Here is a 15,683-nt window from a genome sequence, read left to right on the forward strand (position 1 = left end):
GTGCGGGGAACACCATGGCTGCCAGTATTTTGATCGCCGACGACGACGCCGTGGCCCGCCGGCTGGTCGAGAACATGGTGCAGAAATGCGGCTATGAGACGGTCGTGGTGGACTCCGGCGACGCCGCGATCGCCGCCCTCACCGCCCCCGATGCACCCGTTATCGACGCCGTCATCCTCGATCTCGTGATGCCCGGCCTCGACGGCATGGGCGTGCTGGCGAAAATCCGCGAAGCCGGCCTCAGCGTCCCCGTCATCGTGCAGACCGCCCATGGCGGCATCGACAATGTGATTTCGGCGATGCGCGCCGGCGCTGCAGATTTCGTCGTCAAGCCGGTCGGCGTCGAGCGGCTCCAGGTCTCGCTGCGCAACGCGCTGAACGCCTCCGCGCTCAAGGGCGAATTGCAGCGCATCCGTCATAGCCGCGAGGGCCGGCTGACCTTCGCCGACATCATCACGCGATCCGAGGCGATGGCGGGCGTGATGCGCGCCGCGCAGAAGGCGGCGGGCTCGTCGATCCCGGTGCTGATCGAGGGCGAGTCCGGCGTCGGCAAGGAGATGTTCGCACGCGCCATCCATGGCAGCGGCGAGCGCAAGGCCAAGCCGTTCGTCGCGGTCAATTGCGGCGCGATCCCCGACAATCTCGTCGAGTCCATTCTGTTCGGTCACGAGAAGGGCGCCTTCACCGGCGCCACCGAGCGCCACACCGGCAAGTTCGTCGAGGCCCATGGCGGCACCCTGTTTCTCGACGAGGTCAGCGAGTTGCCGCTGGCCGCGCAGGTCAAGCTGCTGCGCGCGCTGCAGGAAGGCGCGGTCGAGGCCGTCGGTGGCCGCAAGCCCGTAAAGGTCGACGTCCGCATCGTCTCGGCGACCAACCGCCGGCTGCTGGAGCGGGTGAAGCAGGGCCACTTCCGGGAAGACCTGTTCTATCGCCTTCACGTGCTGCCGCTGACGATCCCGTCGCTGCGCGCCCGTCGCGAGGACATCCCGCATCTGCTGCGGCATTTCCTGGCGCGCTTTGCCGCGGAGGAGAACCGCTCCATCAGCGGCATCAGCGGAGAGGCCGTCGCTCACCTCGCGCAGCTCGACTGGCCCGGCAACATCCGCCAGCTCGAAAACGCGGTCTACCGCGCCGTGGTGATGAGCGAAGGCGACCAGCTCGGCCTTGCCGACTTTCCCCTGCTCACGTCGCAGCCGCATCACGCGACGGACATTCCGACCGCGCCGCTGATGATCGAGCCGATCGCGGCGCCCTCAGTGGTATCGGGTAGTGAAATACCGATCGCGCCGCTTTCTTTGGCGGGGTCCCTCTCCATGCTGACCCCGACCGGCGACGTCCGCCCGCTGGAGGATATGGAGAACGAGATCATCCGTTTCGCGATCTCGCATTATCGCGGCCAGATGTCCGAGGTCGCCCGCCGCCTCAAAATCGGCCGGTCCACCCTCTACCGCAAACTCGACGAAGCCGGGGTTCCCGGACATGGCGGCAAAAGCGGCGAGGAGACGCACTGAACCTCATGCGAACGGAGCTTCGCGCGAGGTTGCGGGACGGTCGTAAGCCGTTCGCGTGACGGAAGAATTCGCCTGCGACTTGAACCGTGACTTGGAAGTGACAGACAGAGGGAAAAGCGCGTGGTGCAAGCGCACAATCCGTTGCCAAGAGGCCTCCTTGAAGTCAGTTTGTCGTGAGTTGTCCCGGGTAGCGCTGGCCGCGAAATCGGGGCCTGTATATCGTCTGCGTAGGATTCGTCTGCGTATGAATCGTTGCGTGCAGGCGTGCAACTTTCGAGAGGCCGGCGCGGTTTAGCCGAAACTCAATTAGACGATAACAAAGCTGTTCCACGAGGGACAGTTCACCCGAGGGGTGCGACACAATGCGTGACTGTTTGAACCACCGTGCGGGCTTTGACCGTGTCTTGATGACGGTCGCAGCGACCTTCCTCACGGTATCGGCCAGCTCGGCCCTGGCGCAGGATCAGACCCGCAGCAGCGCCGCCGAGCTCGCGATTGAAGCCGCGATCCCGCGCCCCGAGCCCGCCAACGTCCCGCCCCCGACCGCTTCCGATATCAAGCTCGACACCACCGCCACGGTGCAGGACTCTGCCAAGGAAGCTTCTAAGGAGCCCGTGAAGGCCGAAGCCGCACCGGCCCCCAGCAAGGTCGAGACCAAGCCTTCGGACGTCGCCACCACGCCCGCGCCCGAGGCACCGAAGAGCGAGACGGCCAAGACAGAGCCTGCAAAGACCGAGCCCGCCAAGGCTGACACAGCGACGGCAACGCCCACGGCACCCGCAGCGGCTCCCGCCGCCGAGCCGGTCAGGGCCGCGAGCAACGTTCCCGCCGCCGACCAGCCGGTCGCCGACAAGCTCAAGGACATCATCGGCGCCAAGACCTCGCGCCATTTCGACCGCAAGAACGAGCGTGCGGCGATCGAGAAATTTTACGGCGCACGCGACTTCGCGCCGGTCTGGACGCAAGCCGGCAGCCTGACCGCTGCGGCCAAGGGCGTGATCGCGCGGCTGAAGGATGCAGCCTCCGACGGCCTCAATCCCGCCGATTATCCGGTGCCGGATTTCGCCGCCGCCACGACGCCCGACGCGCTCGCCGACGCCGAGCTGAAGCTCACCGCCAGCATGTTCGACTATGCGCGTCAGGCCCAGAGCGGCCGCATGCACTGGTCGCAGGTCAGCGGCGACATCCTCTATCCCGAGCATCCGGTCGATCCGAGCGAGGTGCTCGCCAAGGTCACGACCGCGGCCGACGCCTCTGCGGCGCTCGACAGCTACAACCCGCCGCACAAGCTCTACAAGGAGCTGAAGGCCAAGCTCGCGGAGCTGCGCGGCCAGGGCAGCGGCGCCGTGATCGAGATCGCGGACGGGCCGGCGCTGAAATACACCCCGGCCGGCAAGAAGCAGGCCGAGATCGTCGTGGAAGATCCGCGCGTGCCGCAGCTGCGCGCCAAGCTCGGTCTCGCCGAGAACGCCAGCGACCCCCGCTACGACGCCACCGTCGCCGAAGCCGTGCGCAAGTTCCAGAACAGCGCCGAGCTCAAGCCGACCGGCATCCTCGACGACAAGACCGTCAAGGCGATCAACACGCCGAAGCGCGACAAGCAGATCGACGTGGTGCTGGTGAACATGGAGCGCTGGCGCTGGTTGCCGCGCGACCTCGGCGCGTCCTCGCTCGGCGATGCCTATGTCATCCTCAACATCCCGGACTACACGCTGAAGGTGATGCAGCGCGGCCAGCAGGTCTGGACCACCCGCGTCGTCACCGGCAAGCCCGGCACGCATGCGACCCCGCTGCTCACCGAGACGATGAAATACATCACGGTCAACCCGACCTGGAACGTACCGCCGTCGATCGTCTACAACGAATATCTGCCGGCACTTCAGCAGGATCCGACCGTGCTCCAGCGCATGGGGCTCAAGCTCGAGCAGAACCGCGACGGCTCGGTGCATATCTCGCAGCCGCCCGGTGAGGCCAACGCGCTCGGCCGCATCCGCTTCAACTTCCCGAACAAGTTCCTGGTCTATCAGCACGACACGCCGGACAAGAACCTGTTCGCGCGGGACGAGCGCGCGTTCAGCCATGGCTGCATGCGCGTACAGAATCCGGATCAGTACGCGTCCGTCCTGCTCAACATCGTCATGCCGAACGAGAAGTACACGCCGGAGCGCGTGCGCAGCATGTTCGGCAAGAGCGAGATCGACCTGAAATTCCCGACCCCGATCCCGGTCAACATCACCTATCAGACCGCGTTCGTGGACGATGGGGGCAAGCTGCAATTCCGCAAGGACGTCTATGGCCGCGACGCGACCATGATCAACATCCTGAAGAACAGCCGCGGCAAGGACCTCGAGAACGTCGTCGCGCACTCCCAGCCGAGCTACTCGCGCCCGGCAACGACGCTGCCTGCGGGCGTGGCGGTGGCCAACAATGGCGGCGGCTTCGGCTCGTCCGGCCCAAACTTCTTCGAGCGGCTGTTCGGCGGCGGGGCTCCGACCCCACCGCCGGCTCCGGTCGGCCGCCGTCCGCAGCAGCAGCGGGTGTTCACCCGCTGAGCCGGACCGCCCAGCCCGGGATTCCTGAATTTCTGCAATGAAATCAGCGACCCCATCCTCTGGATGGAGCCGCTTAACGTTAACCATCGGCCACCCGGCCCCGGGCAGCGGGCGTTTTTTTGCCACACTCAACCGGTTAGGTTTGTATTCTGACTTGGTTTGGGGGCGGGAAGGTCAACCTCAAATTAACCTTCTCGCTTTAAGAAAGCGTTCATCCTCTTTCGCGCGCTAACGGGGTTGGCGGGAGAGTCCATTTTGAACGCTCGGTCGACTGGGTGGGCTCATTCGTGCTGACTGGTCTTGCACGCCAACTTGCTGTGCTGTCGTTGTCCCATGCGGGAGTGAAGGCCGGTTCCCGGATCGGCCTCGCTTCCGTATTGCTGCTTGCTGCCGCAGGCTCGGTCCATAACGCCGCCGCGCTGAACGAGACCAAGACGCTCTCCTTCCACCACACCCATTCCGGCGAAGACCTCACCGTCACCTTCAAGCGCGACGGCCGCTACGACGAAGCGGCGCTGAAGCAGCTCAATCACTTCCTGCGCGACTGGCGCACCCAGGAAGAGACGGTCATGGACCGGCACCTCTTCGACATCCTCTGGGAAGTCTATCGCGACGTCGACGGCAAGCAGCCGATCCAGATCATCTCCTCCTACCGCTCCCCCGCCACCAATTCCATGCTCCGCCGCCGCTCCTCGGGTGTGGCGCGCTTCAGCCAGCACATGCTGGGACATGCGATGGACTTCTACATTCCGGGCGTGCCGCTGGAGCAGATTCGCTTCGCCGGCCTGCGCCTGCAGCGCGGCGGCGTCGGCTTCTATCCGACCTCAGGCTCGCCCTTCGTGCATCTGGACACCGGCAGCATCCGGCACTGGCCGCGCATGACGCATGACCAGCTTGCCCGGGTCTTCCCGGACGGAAAGACGGTGCATCTGCCGACCGACGGCACGCCGCTGAAAGGCTATGAGCTCGCCAAGGCCGCGATCGAGCGCCGCGGCAATGGCGATGATGCCGGCAGCAGCAAGCCGAACTTCTTTGCCGCTCTGTTCAAGGGCAAGCCGGCTCCGGCGGCCATGAGCAGCGACGAGGATGACGAGGGCGCGCCAGGCCCGGCTGCGAAGCCAGTTACGCCGACGGTGGTCGCCGCAGCCAAGCCCGCCGAACCGGTGCCGACGCCGCGCGCCAAGCCGTCGGTTGCCGCCACAATCCAGCTGGCTTCGGCCGATGCGCAGATCGTTGCGCTGCCCAAGCCGAAGGCCGCGCCGGTGGCTGACAAGCCGGTCGCCGGCAAACCCGCCGACGCCAAGCTGGAAACCCCGGCCGACATCATCAACGCCCGCGGCTTCTGGGACACCCCGGCGACGCCGCAGCAGGCGACGCCGGCTCAAGTGGCTGCGCTGAAGGCCCGTCAGGCGCTCGCCGCCGCCGCCGATCCGCAGCCGACTGCGAGCGTGTCCAGCGCGGCCTATCAGGCGCTGGCCTATGCACCGGCGTCCGCCTCCCCGGTCGACCGCGCCAACGTCGTCGCCGCTTCCGCCCCGATTCCGCGCTCTGCCCGCCCGGCCGCCTCCCGCAATGCCGCCCAGGCGAGCGAGATCAACAGTGTGGTCGGCAAGAGCATCGACGGCAGGATCGCAACCGCCACCCGGCTCTCCGCGGCCAAGAGCGAGAGCATCTGGCTCAAGATCGTGATGCTGTCGCCGAGCGCCAGCCGCTCAATGTCGGTCACGCTCATGGGCGAGCTCGATACGGCGGCGATGCGCGCCTATTTCGTCAAGCCGCAGGCCGTGATCGCGATGGGCTTCGTCGACGATCCGATGCAGGGCCTGTCCTGCGACAGTTTTTCGGGCAGCGCGACCGCGAAGCTCGAGACGACCTCGTTCGTCGTGCGCACCGCGGCCCTGCGCTGACGTCTTGAAGCGCTCCTTAGCGCTTCCACCGCCGATCCAGATGATACGTGAGCGCCAGTGATAGACAGACCGATAGCGGCTGTTTGGGCAGCTTGCCCGAGACATTCAGCAAGAGTGCCCTGGTCTGCCGATATTTGAACTGATCGGGAAAGCGCTCGCGGAACGTCTCGACCAGTGTCGTCCTGCAATTGAACAGGATGGCGGCATAGTCGGAGTGCTTGAGGGGTCCAAGCCGGATTGTGCTGCCGCTGCCGGTCGCGTCGGTGAGATAAGCCGGCTCACCCCATTTCAGCGTCTCGGTCAGCGGACCGACGTCGTCGTCATGCGCCTTGGCTGTCGCAAAGATGAGCTTGCGCACATCGAGAAGGCGCCGGCGGATCGGCAATGGAAAGGCGTCGAAGGCCCGACTCACCTCGCGCGGCAACAACGGTTCAGTCACGGTCTCACTCTCGATCGATCGCCAATCGGCTTCCTCTGCGCGCCAGATCAAGCCGGCAGGCCTGCCCTGAGAAGGCCCGCCTCGTAGCGCTCACGATCTACGTCGCGCTTATAATGCTGGGTGGAGAGATGATTGGCCACCGAAAATGCCGGTTCACGCTTGAGAACTTCGGCTGCGTGCGCGCCAGCGGCAATCGTGTTGCCCATTTGTGCGAAGATCCCCGCAAGGAACGCGTGATGGGTGTGATCGGGGCGTGTGATCCGTGAGAGGGCCTCGGCGGCTTCGGCGTATTTCTCGGCACAATAATAGGCGCGCCCGAGATGGCTCCAGAAGCGTTCCGGGTGATACGGGTTGAGCCGCATCGCCTTCTTGATCCAGTCGATGCCCTCTTCAGGTCGGCCCAGCCAGGTCAGAAGTTCGCCCTGTTGCACCACCACCAGGTCGTAGTTCGGGTTGAGCGCAAGCGCCCGCTCCTGATGGTAGGTGGCCTTGTCATGGTCGTCGCGGTTCAGATTGAGCGCCGCGAGGATGCGGTGGACGTCGCTGTCATTGTCGTCGAGGACCAGCGCGGTCTCCAGCTCTGAAGCCACCTGTTGGAACGTGGCGTCCCGATCCGCGCACCAGCTATAAACCCAGGTCTGGCCCAGGACGCACGCCTTCCACGCGTGTGCGTGAGCATAGTTCGGATCGAGTTCGAGCGCCCGGTCGAGCAGAGATTGCGCCCGCGCATTGTCTTCGCGATTGGAGCGATGATGCAGGACCTTGGCGGCCAGCACGCATTCATAGGCCGCCATGTTGTCCGTGGGCTTGCGGTTCGCCCGATCGTGCGTGGCCGCCTCGACGCGGCCGGGCAGAGTGGCGGCGATCGCCCGGGTCATCTCGTCCTGGATGGCGAAGATGTCCTTGAGCTCGCCGTCGTAGCGTTCGGCCCAAATGTGCCGGTCGGTTTCCGCATCGATCAGCTGCACGGTGACGCGGACGCGATCTCCGGCCTTTCGCACACTGCCCTCGATGACATAATCGACGCCGAATTCGCGGCCGACGTCCTGCACCTTGACCGCCTTGCCCTTGTACACGAAGGTCGAGTTGCGGGAGATGACCAGCAGGTCGTGGAAGCGTGAAAGTTCGGTGATGATGTCTTCGGTCAAGCCGTCCGCAAAGAACTCCTGCTCCGGGTCGCCACTCATGTTGGCGAAGGGCAGCACGGCGAGAGACGGCTTCTTCGACTTGCCTGTCGTCTTTGCAGTGCCCTTCGCGCCAATTGGGCTTTCCGGCCCCACCTCCAGCCGAATCCGGTAGACGCGGATTGGACGGCCGATGTTCTTGACGTTCTGCTCGCCGATATCCTCGAATGCAACGCCATCAAGGCGCTGGCCGAGTTGGTCGCGCACCGCGCTTGAGATGCAGATACCTCCAGGCTCGGCCAGTGCCTCCAACCGTGCCGCGACGTTGACGCCATCGCCGAAAATGTCGTTCTGATCGACGATCACGTCGCCCAGATTGATGCCAATGCGGAATTGCATCCATCGCGGCGGCGGCACGTCCGCATTGCGTCGCCCCATCCGGCCCTGAATTTCAGCGGCACACAGCACGGCGTCGACGACGCTATGGAATTCGACGAGCATGCCGTCACCGGTCGTCTTGATGATGCGGCCGTGATTTTTGGCAATGGCCGGATCGATGAGCTCGATCCGGTGAGTCTTGAGGCGTGCGAGCGTACCAGCCTCGTCCGCCTCCATGAGCCGACTAAAGCCGACCATGTCAGCCGCGAGGACGGCTGCGAGCCTGCGCTCTGGTCCAGGCACGTCCATTGCTCGGTCCCTTCACCGAGCACTCTAGCAGACGCGCGGATCTTGCCCAAGCCGGGTGCGCCGCAAATTGCGGCGGGACGAGGTACTCCTACCGGTGACGCTGCGGCCTCATCGCTTCAGATCATCCCCAGCGCTTGCATATAGGTCTCGAGAATGGTCTCGGCTTCGGCGCGCTCGTTGGGGTCCTGCTTGCGCATCCGCACAATCGTGCGCAGCGCCTTGACGTCGTAGCCGTTGCCCTTGGCTTCGGCGAAGACGTCGCGGATGTCGTCGGAAATCGCCTTCTTCTCCTCCTCCAGCCGCTCGATGCGCTCGATGATGGATTTGAGCTGGTCCTTGGCAAATTTCGTCGCGGGCTCGTCGTCGCGGACGGCGGCGGAGGTGGCCATCTTGGTACTCCCAATGGAACTGGCAAAACGAGGTGACGCCGGCATCCTCACCGCGCGTGCTGCCAGAACCCTTAGGGTTGGCGTCCCCCGCGTTCAAGCAAGCATCGCGCTCGTCCACAGCGCGCCCACACCTTCCTGCCGCGAGGTGAAGAAAGCTGTTGTGTGGTGCGACTCAGAAGCCCCGGCGACAGGCCGCGCGTGAGCCCGTCAGTGCCCGTGGGGATGAACCTTCTTCATCGCCTCGATCTGGTCGGGCGAGGCCGTGCCCTGGTGCTTCGACTTCCAGGTCTCGTAGGGCATGCCGTAGACGGCCTCCCGGCTCTCGTCCTTGCTTAAGCTCACGCCCCGGGCGTCGGCGGCGTCCTTGAGCCAGTTGGACAGGCAGTTGCGGCAGAAGCCCGCCAGATTCATCAGGTCGATGTTCTGAACGTCCGTCCGGGTCCTCAAATGATCGACCAGGCGCCGGAAAGCAGCCGCCTCGAGCTCCGTTCTGGTTTTGTCGTCGATTGCCATGGCTTGATCCTCGGCTTGCGAATTGGCTCTGACCTGGATGGGTCACCCTTACGGGATCAGGTGGGACCTGTCACAGATTTTGCCATATCGCAGCGCAAACGGTCCTTTGCCCGCTTTGGGCCAGTTCCCCGCCCCTACGCCAAATCGTCAATGATCTGATATAGCTTCCGCGACAATGATCGCCGAATCTCCCCGCTCCCGCCTTCGCCTGCTCGCCCGGTTGGTCCCGGTGCTGGTGGTCGGCCTGCTGTGCCTGTGGACCAGCCCGGCTTCGGCCGATTTCCGGCTCTGCAACAACACGTCGAGCCGGGTCGGCATTGCGCTCGGCTACAAGGACGCCGAGGGCTGGACCACCGAGGGCTGGTGGAACATCTCGTCCCGCTCCTGCGAGACCCTGCTGCGGGGAACGCTGGTGGCCCGCTACTATTACATCTACGCGATCGACTACGACCGCGGCGGCGAGTGGTCGGGCCAGGCCTTCATGTGCTCGCGCGACAAGGAGTTCACCATCCGCGGCACCGAGGATTGCCTCGCGCGCGGCTATGACCGGACCGGCTATTTCGAGGTTGATACCGGCGAGCAGCGGGCCTGGACCGTGCAGCTCACCGATGCCAACGAGCAGCCGTCACAACAGCAACGCGTACCCGGCATGCCCGGTCCGGTTGGCCCGGGCGGTGTCCCGGGTTTGCCCAATAGCCCGCCCGGTGCTACGCCCCCGGGCTCGCCCGGCCTCCCACCCTCGCCTGGAAATAAGCCATGAGGCGTCTTCGCCGTATCAAGATTCTCGCGACCCTGGGACCTGCCTCTTCGGACCTCGCGATGATCCGCCGCCTGTTCGAGGCCGGTGCCGACCTGTTCCGCATCAACATGAGCCATACCCCGCATGACAAGATGCGGGAGCTGGTGGCGACGATCCGCAACGTCGAGAGCAGCTACGGCCGGCCGATCGGCATCCTGGTCGACTTGCAGGGACCAAAGCTCAGGCTCGGCGCCTTCGCGGAGGGCGCGGTCCAGCTTCAGAACGGCCAGATCTTCACGCTCGATTCCGACAAGACCCCGGGCGATGCCACGCGCGTCAACCTCCCGCATCCGGAGATCCTGGCCGCGCTGCGGCCCGGCCATTCGCTGCTGCTCGACGACGGCAAGGTGCGGCTGATCGCGGAAGAGACCTCGAAGGAGCACGCGGTGACGCGTGTCGTGGTCGGCGGCCGGATGTCCGACCGCAAGGGCGTCAGCCTGCCCGACACCGATTTGCCGGTCTCGGCGATGACGCCGAAGGACCGCGCCGACCTCGAGGCGGCGCTGGTCACCGGCGTCGACTGGATCGCGCTGTCCTTCGTGCAGCGCGCCGACGACGTGATCGAGGCCAAGAAGATGATCCGCGGCCGCGCCGCGGTGATGGCCAAGATCGAGAAGCCGCAGGCGATCGACCGCCTCGCCGACATCCTCGAGGCCTCCGACGCGCTGATGGTGGCACGCGGCGACCTCGGCGTCGAACTGCCGCTGGAGCGGGTGCCGAGCCTGCAGAAGCAGATGACGCGGATGGCACGCCGCGCCGGCAAGCCGGTGGTGATCGCGACCCAGATGCTGGAATCGATGATCCAGTCGCCGGTGCCGACCCGCGCCGAGGTCTCCGACGTTGCCACCGCCGTCTATGAGGGCGCCGACGCCATCATGCTGTCTGCGGAATCGGCGGCCGGCAAATTCCCGATCGAGGCGGTCTCGACCATGAACCGCATCGGCGAGGAGGTCGAGCGCGACCCGACCTATCGCTCCGTGGTCATGGCGCAGCGGCCGGCGCCGGAAGCCACCGCCGGAGACGCCATCGCCGATGCCGCGCGGCAGATCGCCGAGACGCTCGACCTGCCGGCGCTGATCTGCTGGACCAGCTCGGGCTCGACCGCCGTGCGCGTGGCGCGCGAGCGGCCGAAGCCGCCGATCGTGGCGATCACGCCGAACATCGCCGCCGGACGCCGGCTCGCGGTGGTCTGGGGCGTGCATTGCGTGGTGGCGGAAGATGCCCGCGACCAGGACGACATGGTCAGCCGCGCCGGCCAGATCGCGTTCCGTGACGGCTTCGTCCGCGCCGGCCAGCGCGTGATCATCGTCGCCGGCGTACCGCTCGGCATTCCCGGCACCACCAACATGGTGCGCATCGCCTCGGTCGGCCCCGACGGCGGCGCGGATATTTGAGGCGCCAGCGCCGCCCGGACAAAATTTGCGAAAACAACCCCATGCACAGTAGCCGGCCGGTCCGGCGGATGTGCGCGGGTTCTGCAAAAAGACATGCTCAGGCAATGGCCTGAGCGTGATCAGGTCGCAGCCCCGGTCGTCGACTGCTTTTCAAGCCCCGACCAGCGCCTTCGTCGTCGGCAGCAGCGTCTGCTGCACCACCAGACCGCGGGCGCGGGCGTCCATGACGCCGACGGCGCGCAGCGCCAGCAGCGTCACGGTCTGAACCGCGTCGCGCATCCTGGCGGGATCTTCCAGATTGTCGGGCGCAAGTGGCCCGACCAAGGACTCATGCAGCGCGCCGAGCAGCGCGGTCGCGGCAAGCGCGGTGTCCTGCGCCGGCAGATGACCGGCGCGCACGGCGGCGTCGATCCGCGCGGCGATCTCGCCCGCGATCTCGCGCCGGCTGGCAAGCCTGGAGGCGCTGACGTCGACATCGACGGGCTCGGCCAGGATGCCCCAGGCCAGCCTGCGCTGTGACAGGGTATGGACCGCCACGGTGGTGACCGCCGCTGCCAGCGCGGAGGACGGGCCCGGCGCGGCATCGGCCGCCCGGCGAATCGCGGCGAGCTCGTCGCGCGACACCTCTGCGATCAGCTCGGAGATCAGTTCGGCCTTCGACGGAAAGTAACGATAGACCGTCCCGGCCGCGACGCTGGCGCGAACCGCGACCGGCGCGATCTGCACCGCCGCCATTCCGCCTTCGGCTGCAGCCTCCCGGGCCGCCGCCAGAATTGCACTGCGCCTCGCAGCAAGGCGCTTAACCACTTGATGCGTCCGCCGATAGACCATGGCGCACTTCCTGTCCCACACGCCTGCCGCACGCCCGCAGCCGAGCGCTTCGTCACTGCAACAGATGGAAATCGTCCCGCAAGGACTGAACAACTATTCAGAGTGGATGACAAGATGCAAATGCGTGAAGCGTCACGGCGAATGGACAAGGGCGCCAAGCCTTGATTGCCGAGGCTGATTAAGGGCTGGCTCACGCCACGTGCCACCGAACGGGCTGGCTGGGGCCAAAATGCTGCTATCGCGGTTGCGTGACCATGCTTTACCTCTCTAAGTTATTACGCGGGATCACAACCTATCGTTGATCAAACCGACCCGCAGTATGGACACTTCTTAGCGTTGTTGTGACTGGATTCAAAATACGTTCATCTGCGAATGGAGCGTGCGACATGAAGCGACTGAGGGGCCTCGTTCTCGCTCTCTTTCCAATGTTTCTTTCGTCCGCAGCCGAAGCGCGATCCTGCGAACATCCGATGTGTCGCCGGGTGGTAATTGCCTGATCGGGACCGTCCTGTGTTGGCGATGCCCTGGGGACCACGATTCCGCATGAGGAAGCCTTGGTGCAGATGGCGAAGTACCGATCTCCTCTCGCCTACTTTCTGGATGAACTACCGGCCGATTTCGGCCCGTCCCATGTTCCGAATGGCGCGAAGGAAGTCACGATCGCCAAGGTACGCGCGCTCGACACTCCAGTTGGGCTAGGAAAGCGAGATCAGTCCGGCGTTGTGCCCATTCAGCGCTCTCGCGACAAGAGTTTCATCCGAGTGCAGGTTCTTGAAGCGCGAATCGGCAGCGCCACGGTCGGCACGACGTATGACGTCTATTTTGGCCAGTGGGACCGCGAGATGATCTATCCACTCACACCCGATCAACTCGCACGCGACTACTGGTCGTCATGTATTCCGATCCAACTGACGGAAAAACCCGGCTCGTCGGGTTTCCGATCAGCAGCGCGCAACACCGTGATTGGCTGACCAAGCGCTCCGAATACTGGCGCTCCAGGCGCAAGAAATAGGATCAATCCAAGGGGGAAACGCCATGACTTGGTCTGACGTCAAGATCAGGATCAGGATCAAATTCTTTGGCCCGGATACAGATGATTTGGGCAATTCTTGTCGAGCTCGGATCCTCGTGAGATCTGGCTGGAGCATATCATGCCCCGCCAGATCACCTTCGCGAACGACTTCATCCTCAGTTGAGCGGTCAAGGACGTGACGCATTCAAAGGAACTGGCGGTTTTGTCCGGATGCGATCGCCAGCCGCGACGGTGCCCCATCACCCCAAACGAAAAGAGCCCCGTCCAGGACGGGGCTCTCGAATTTCCAGGTCGTCCAGTCTTACTTGAGGCTGGTCGAGATCGAGCCGAACTTGGTGTTCAGCGAGCTGCCGAGGTTGTTGACGACGGTGATGATCGCCAGCGCGATGCCGGCGGCGATCAGGCCGTATTCAATGGCGGTGGCGCCGGATTCGTCCTTCAGGAAACGCGAAACGAGGTTCTTCATAGACTGCTCCCAATGAGTACACGAGGCTACAACTGTTCTGGTCTTTTCGGCTTCCCAGCGCCGCCCGACCATGGAACCGAACCTAGATGCAAGAAATTGCGCCGCAGTTAATTCGACTGCGCAAACACGAAGCGGATTGCAGCTATTCGACGATGGTAAAGGAGAATTGAAAACAATCCGTTAAATCGTCGATATCGCGATCGACGTCGGCACCGGCGATTTACCCCAAGTTATGACCGGCCGTGGTCCAATGCCGCCCGCTCGGCCTGAAGCGCGATGAGAGGAATCGTTCAGCGCGCGTCAGGTTATCGTTTGAGCATGATCGTCCCGGAGAGCCGCGACACGCTTTGCGCCAACGCGGCCCTTCGGGTCCGGATCATGCTCCGGCCGACAAGAACAAACAGGACGACGAGGCGGCCATGTCCCTTTCCTTTGCCAACAGCATCGCGGTGCAGAGCCGCGCGCGCGCACTGGTGCCGCTCTGTGTCGGTGCCGGCGCCTATCTCTTCTTCCTCTTCGTCGGCGACACGCTGCTTCAGGACTCCGACTCGTTCTGGCAGATCAAGATCGGGCAATGGATCCTCGATCACGGCGCCATGCCGTACACCGATTTCTATTCCTTCACGCGCACGGGCGAACCCTGGATCTCGACGTCGTGGCTGTCGCAGGTGCTGTTCGCCTTCTCCCATGCGCAATGGGGCTGGGCGGGGCCCGTGATCATCACCGCGATCGGGGTGGCGCTCACGGCCGCCATCTTCGTCTACCTGCTCGACGCGCAGATCGAGGCGCCCCGCGCGGTGCTGTTTGCGATGCTGGCGCTGCTGCTGTCGATCCATCACGTGCTGGCGCGTCCGCATATCCTGGCGCTGCCCGTCATGGTGGCATGGGTCGGCCTGCTGATGGCGGCTGCGGACCGGAAGAGCGCCCCGTCCTGGACCTGGCTGCCGCTGATGGCGCTGTGGGCGAACCTGCATGGCGGCTTCGTGCTGGGGCTCGCGCTGATCGGCCCGATCTCGCTCGAGGCGGTCGAGCATGCCGAAAAAGGACGGCGGCTTTCACTGTTCCTGCGTTGGGTGCTGTTCGGCGTCGGCGCACTGATCGCGAGCTGCTGCACGCCTTACGGCTGGCGCACGCTAATGGGCGCGACCAACATCCTCAGCCTCGGCGAGCTGCTGTCGCTGATCTTCGAATGGATGCCGGCGAATTTTGCGACGTTCACCTCGTTCGAGGGCGCACTGCTCGGCCTGATCGCGCTCGGCTATTACCGCGGCCTCGTGCTGTCGGCGCCCCGGATCTTCCTGATCCTGTTCCTGACCTGGAGCGCGCTGACCCATGTCAGGAGCATCGAGGCCTTCGCCTTCCTGGTGCCGCTGGTGCTGGCAAAGCCGCTCGGCGAGATGTTCGGCCGCCCGCGACCTGAGGGCGACGGTGCCGACCGATTGCCGGCCCGCTACCTCACCGCGCTCGGCGCGCTGATGATCATTGCCGCAAGCTGGACCTCGACCTCGCTCTACATGGGACACCACCGCTTCACCTTCACGATGACGCAGACGCCGCTCGCGGCGGTCGACCTGCTCGAGAAGCTTGGGGTGAAGCGCGTCTTCAACGCCTATCAGTTCGGCGGCTATTTGATCTCGCGCGACATCCCGGTCTTCGTCGACGGCCGCGCCGAGCTCTATGGCGAAAAGTTCGTCATGGACTTCTTCAAAGCGACGGAAGGCAAGAAGCCCGAGCTGCTGCCGCGCCTGCTCGACGAACATAAGATCGACGCGACGCTATTGGTCGCCGATGCGCCGGGCCCGCAGATCCTCGATCAGCTCAAGGGCTGGAAGCGGATTTATACGGACGACATCGCGGTAATCCATGTGCGGGAGAAGGCGGACGGCCCGGGGGCGGCGGCGTCGAAGTGAGGATCCGCCTTGCGGAATCTCCGAGCACGGCAGCGCCATCCGTTTCCAGCAGCCTAAAGCGGGATGAGTTTAGTCTGAATCGATTTGGGATTCCCAAATCAGTGTATTTCTGATTCACCATGCTGGCT

13 protein-coding genes are annotated in these 15,683 nt (G+C 64.6%); 7 read left to right on the forward strand and 6 right to left on the reverse strand.

What is annotated here, in order from left to right; genetic code table 11:
* Positions 1-14 precede the first annotated feature (14 nt).
* The 3 genes from QSV46_RS30270 to QSV46_RS30280 all read left to right on the forward strand — a co-directional run bounded on the left by QSV46_RS30270 (position 15) and on the right by QSV46_RS30280 (position 5,970).
* Entirely contained in the window at positions 15-1,511 is a 1,497-nt protein-coding gene (locus QSV46_RS30270) for a sigma-54 dependent transcriptional regulator (protein WP_314960269.1), read from the forward strand.
* A 362-nt stretch (positions 1,512-1,873) separates the two neighbouring features.
* Positions 1,874-4,063 (forward strand): murein L,D-transpeptidase, encoded by a 2,190-nt coding sequence (locus tag QSV46_RS30275; protein ID WP_314960271.1) that lies wholly within the window; start codon positions 1,874-1,876, stop codon positions 4,061-4,063.
* 287 nt (positions 4,064-4,350) lie between these two features.
* A complete protein-coding gene (locus QSV46_RS30280) occupies positions 4,351-5,970 on the forward strand; it encodes a DUF882 domain-containing protein (RefSeq protein WP_314960273.1) in 1,620 nt (539 codons plus the stop codon).
* 16 nt (positions 5,971-5,986) lie between these two features.
* Here the strand turns inward: QSV46_RS30280 and QSV46_RS30285 are convergent, their stop codons facing one another.
* The 4 genes from QSV46_RS30285 to QSV46_RS30300 all read right to left on the reverse strand — a co-directional run bounded on the left by QSV46_RS30285 (position 5,987) and on the right by QSV46_RS30300 (position 9,122).
* Positions 5,987-6,409, reverse strand: a complete 423-nt coding sequence (locus tag QSV46_RS30285; protein ID WP_314960275.1) for a DUF1801 domain-containing protein — start codon at positions 6,407-6,409, stop codon at positions 5,987-5,989.
* Between the two features lie 47 nt (positions 6,410-6,456).
* Entirely contained in the window at positions 6,457-8,220 is a 1,764-nt protein-coding gene (locus QSV46_RS30290) for an adenylate/guanylate cyclase domain-containing protein (protein ID WP_314960277.1), read from the reverse strand.
* Positions 8,221-8,336: 116 nt separating this feature from the next.
* Positions 8,337-8,609, reverse strand: coding sequence for a DUF2312 domain-containing protein (locus tag QSV46_RS30295; RefSeq protein ID WP_007596286.1), 273 nt, complete (start codon positions 8,607-8,609; stop codon positions 8,337-8,339).
* Between the two features lie 207 nt (positions 8,610-8,816).
* A complete protein-coding gene (locus QSV46_RS30300; RefSeq protein ID WP_314960281.1) occupies positions 8,817-9,122 on the reverse strand; it encodes a DUF1244 domain-containing protein in 306 nt (101 codons plus the stop codon).
* 175 nt (positions 9,123-9,297) lie between these two features.
* On the opposite strand from QSV46_RS30300, the gene QSV46_RS30305 reads away from it, so the two are divergent.
* Both QSV46_RS30305 and pyk read left to right on the forward strand, forming a co-directional pair.
* Positions 9,298-9,882, forward strand: coding sequence for a DUF1036 domain-containing protein (locus QSV46_RS30305; RefSeq protein WP_314960283.1), 585 nt, complete (start codon positions 9,298-9,300; stop codon positions 9,880-9,882).
* Positions 9,879-11,315, forward strand: a complete 1,437-nt coding sequence (gene pyk, locus QSV46_RS30310) for a pyruvate kinase (protein WP_314960285.1) — start codon at positions 9,879-9,881, stop codon at positions 11,313-11,315. Before QSV46_RS30305 ends, pyk begins: the two co-directional genes overlap by 4 nt.
* Before the next feature lie 150 nt (positions 11,316-11,465).
* Here pyk and QSV46_RS30315 read toward each other — a convergent pair whose 3' ends face one another.
* Positions 11,466-12,146 carry a helix-turn-helix domain-containing protein gene (locus tag QSV46_RS30315; RefSeq protein ID WP_314960287.1) on the reverse strand — a complete coding sequence of 227 codons (681 nt, stop codon included), beginning with the start codon at positions 12,144-12,146 and terminating at the stop codon, positions 11,466-11,468.
* A 557-nt stretch (positions 12,147-12,703) separates the two neighbouring features.
* Between QSV46_RS30315 and QSV46_RS30320 the strand changes: the two genes are divergently transcribed.
* On the forward strand, positions 12,704-13,117 hold the full coding sequence (locus tag QSV46_RS30320) for a hypothetical protein (protein WP_314960289.1): 414 nt from the start codon (positions 12,704-12,706) through the stop codon (positions 13,115-13,117).
* Between the two features lie 363 nt (positions 13,118-13,480).
* Here QSV46_RS30320 and QSV46_RS30325 read toward each other — a convergent pair whose 3' ends face one another.
* Positions 13,481-13,645, reverse strand: coding sequence for a Flp family type IVb pilin (locus QSV46_RS30325; protein WP_314960290.1), 165 nt, complete (start codon positions 13,643-13,645; stop codon positions 13,481-13,483).
* Positions 13,646-14,064: 419 nt separating this feature from the next.
* On the opposite strand from QSV46_RS30325, the gene QSV46_RS30330 reads away from it, so the two are divergent.
* The gene (locus QSV46_RS30330; protein ID WP_314960291.1) at positions 14,065-15,555 is read left to right on the forward strand and encodes a hypothetical protein; all 1,491 of its coding nucleotides are present in this window, start codon (positions 14,065-14,067) and stop codon (positions 15,553-15,555) included.
* Positions 15,556-15,683: the final 128 nt, after the last annotated feature.

Origin of the sequence: Bradyrhizobium cosmicum (genome assembly GCF_032290525.1) — a bacterium.
Taxonomy (GTDB): Bacteria; Pseudomonadota; Alphaproteobacteria; order Rhizobiales; family Xanthobacteraceae; genus Bradyrhizobium; species Bradyrhizobium cosmicum_A.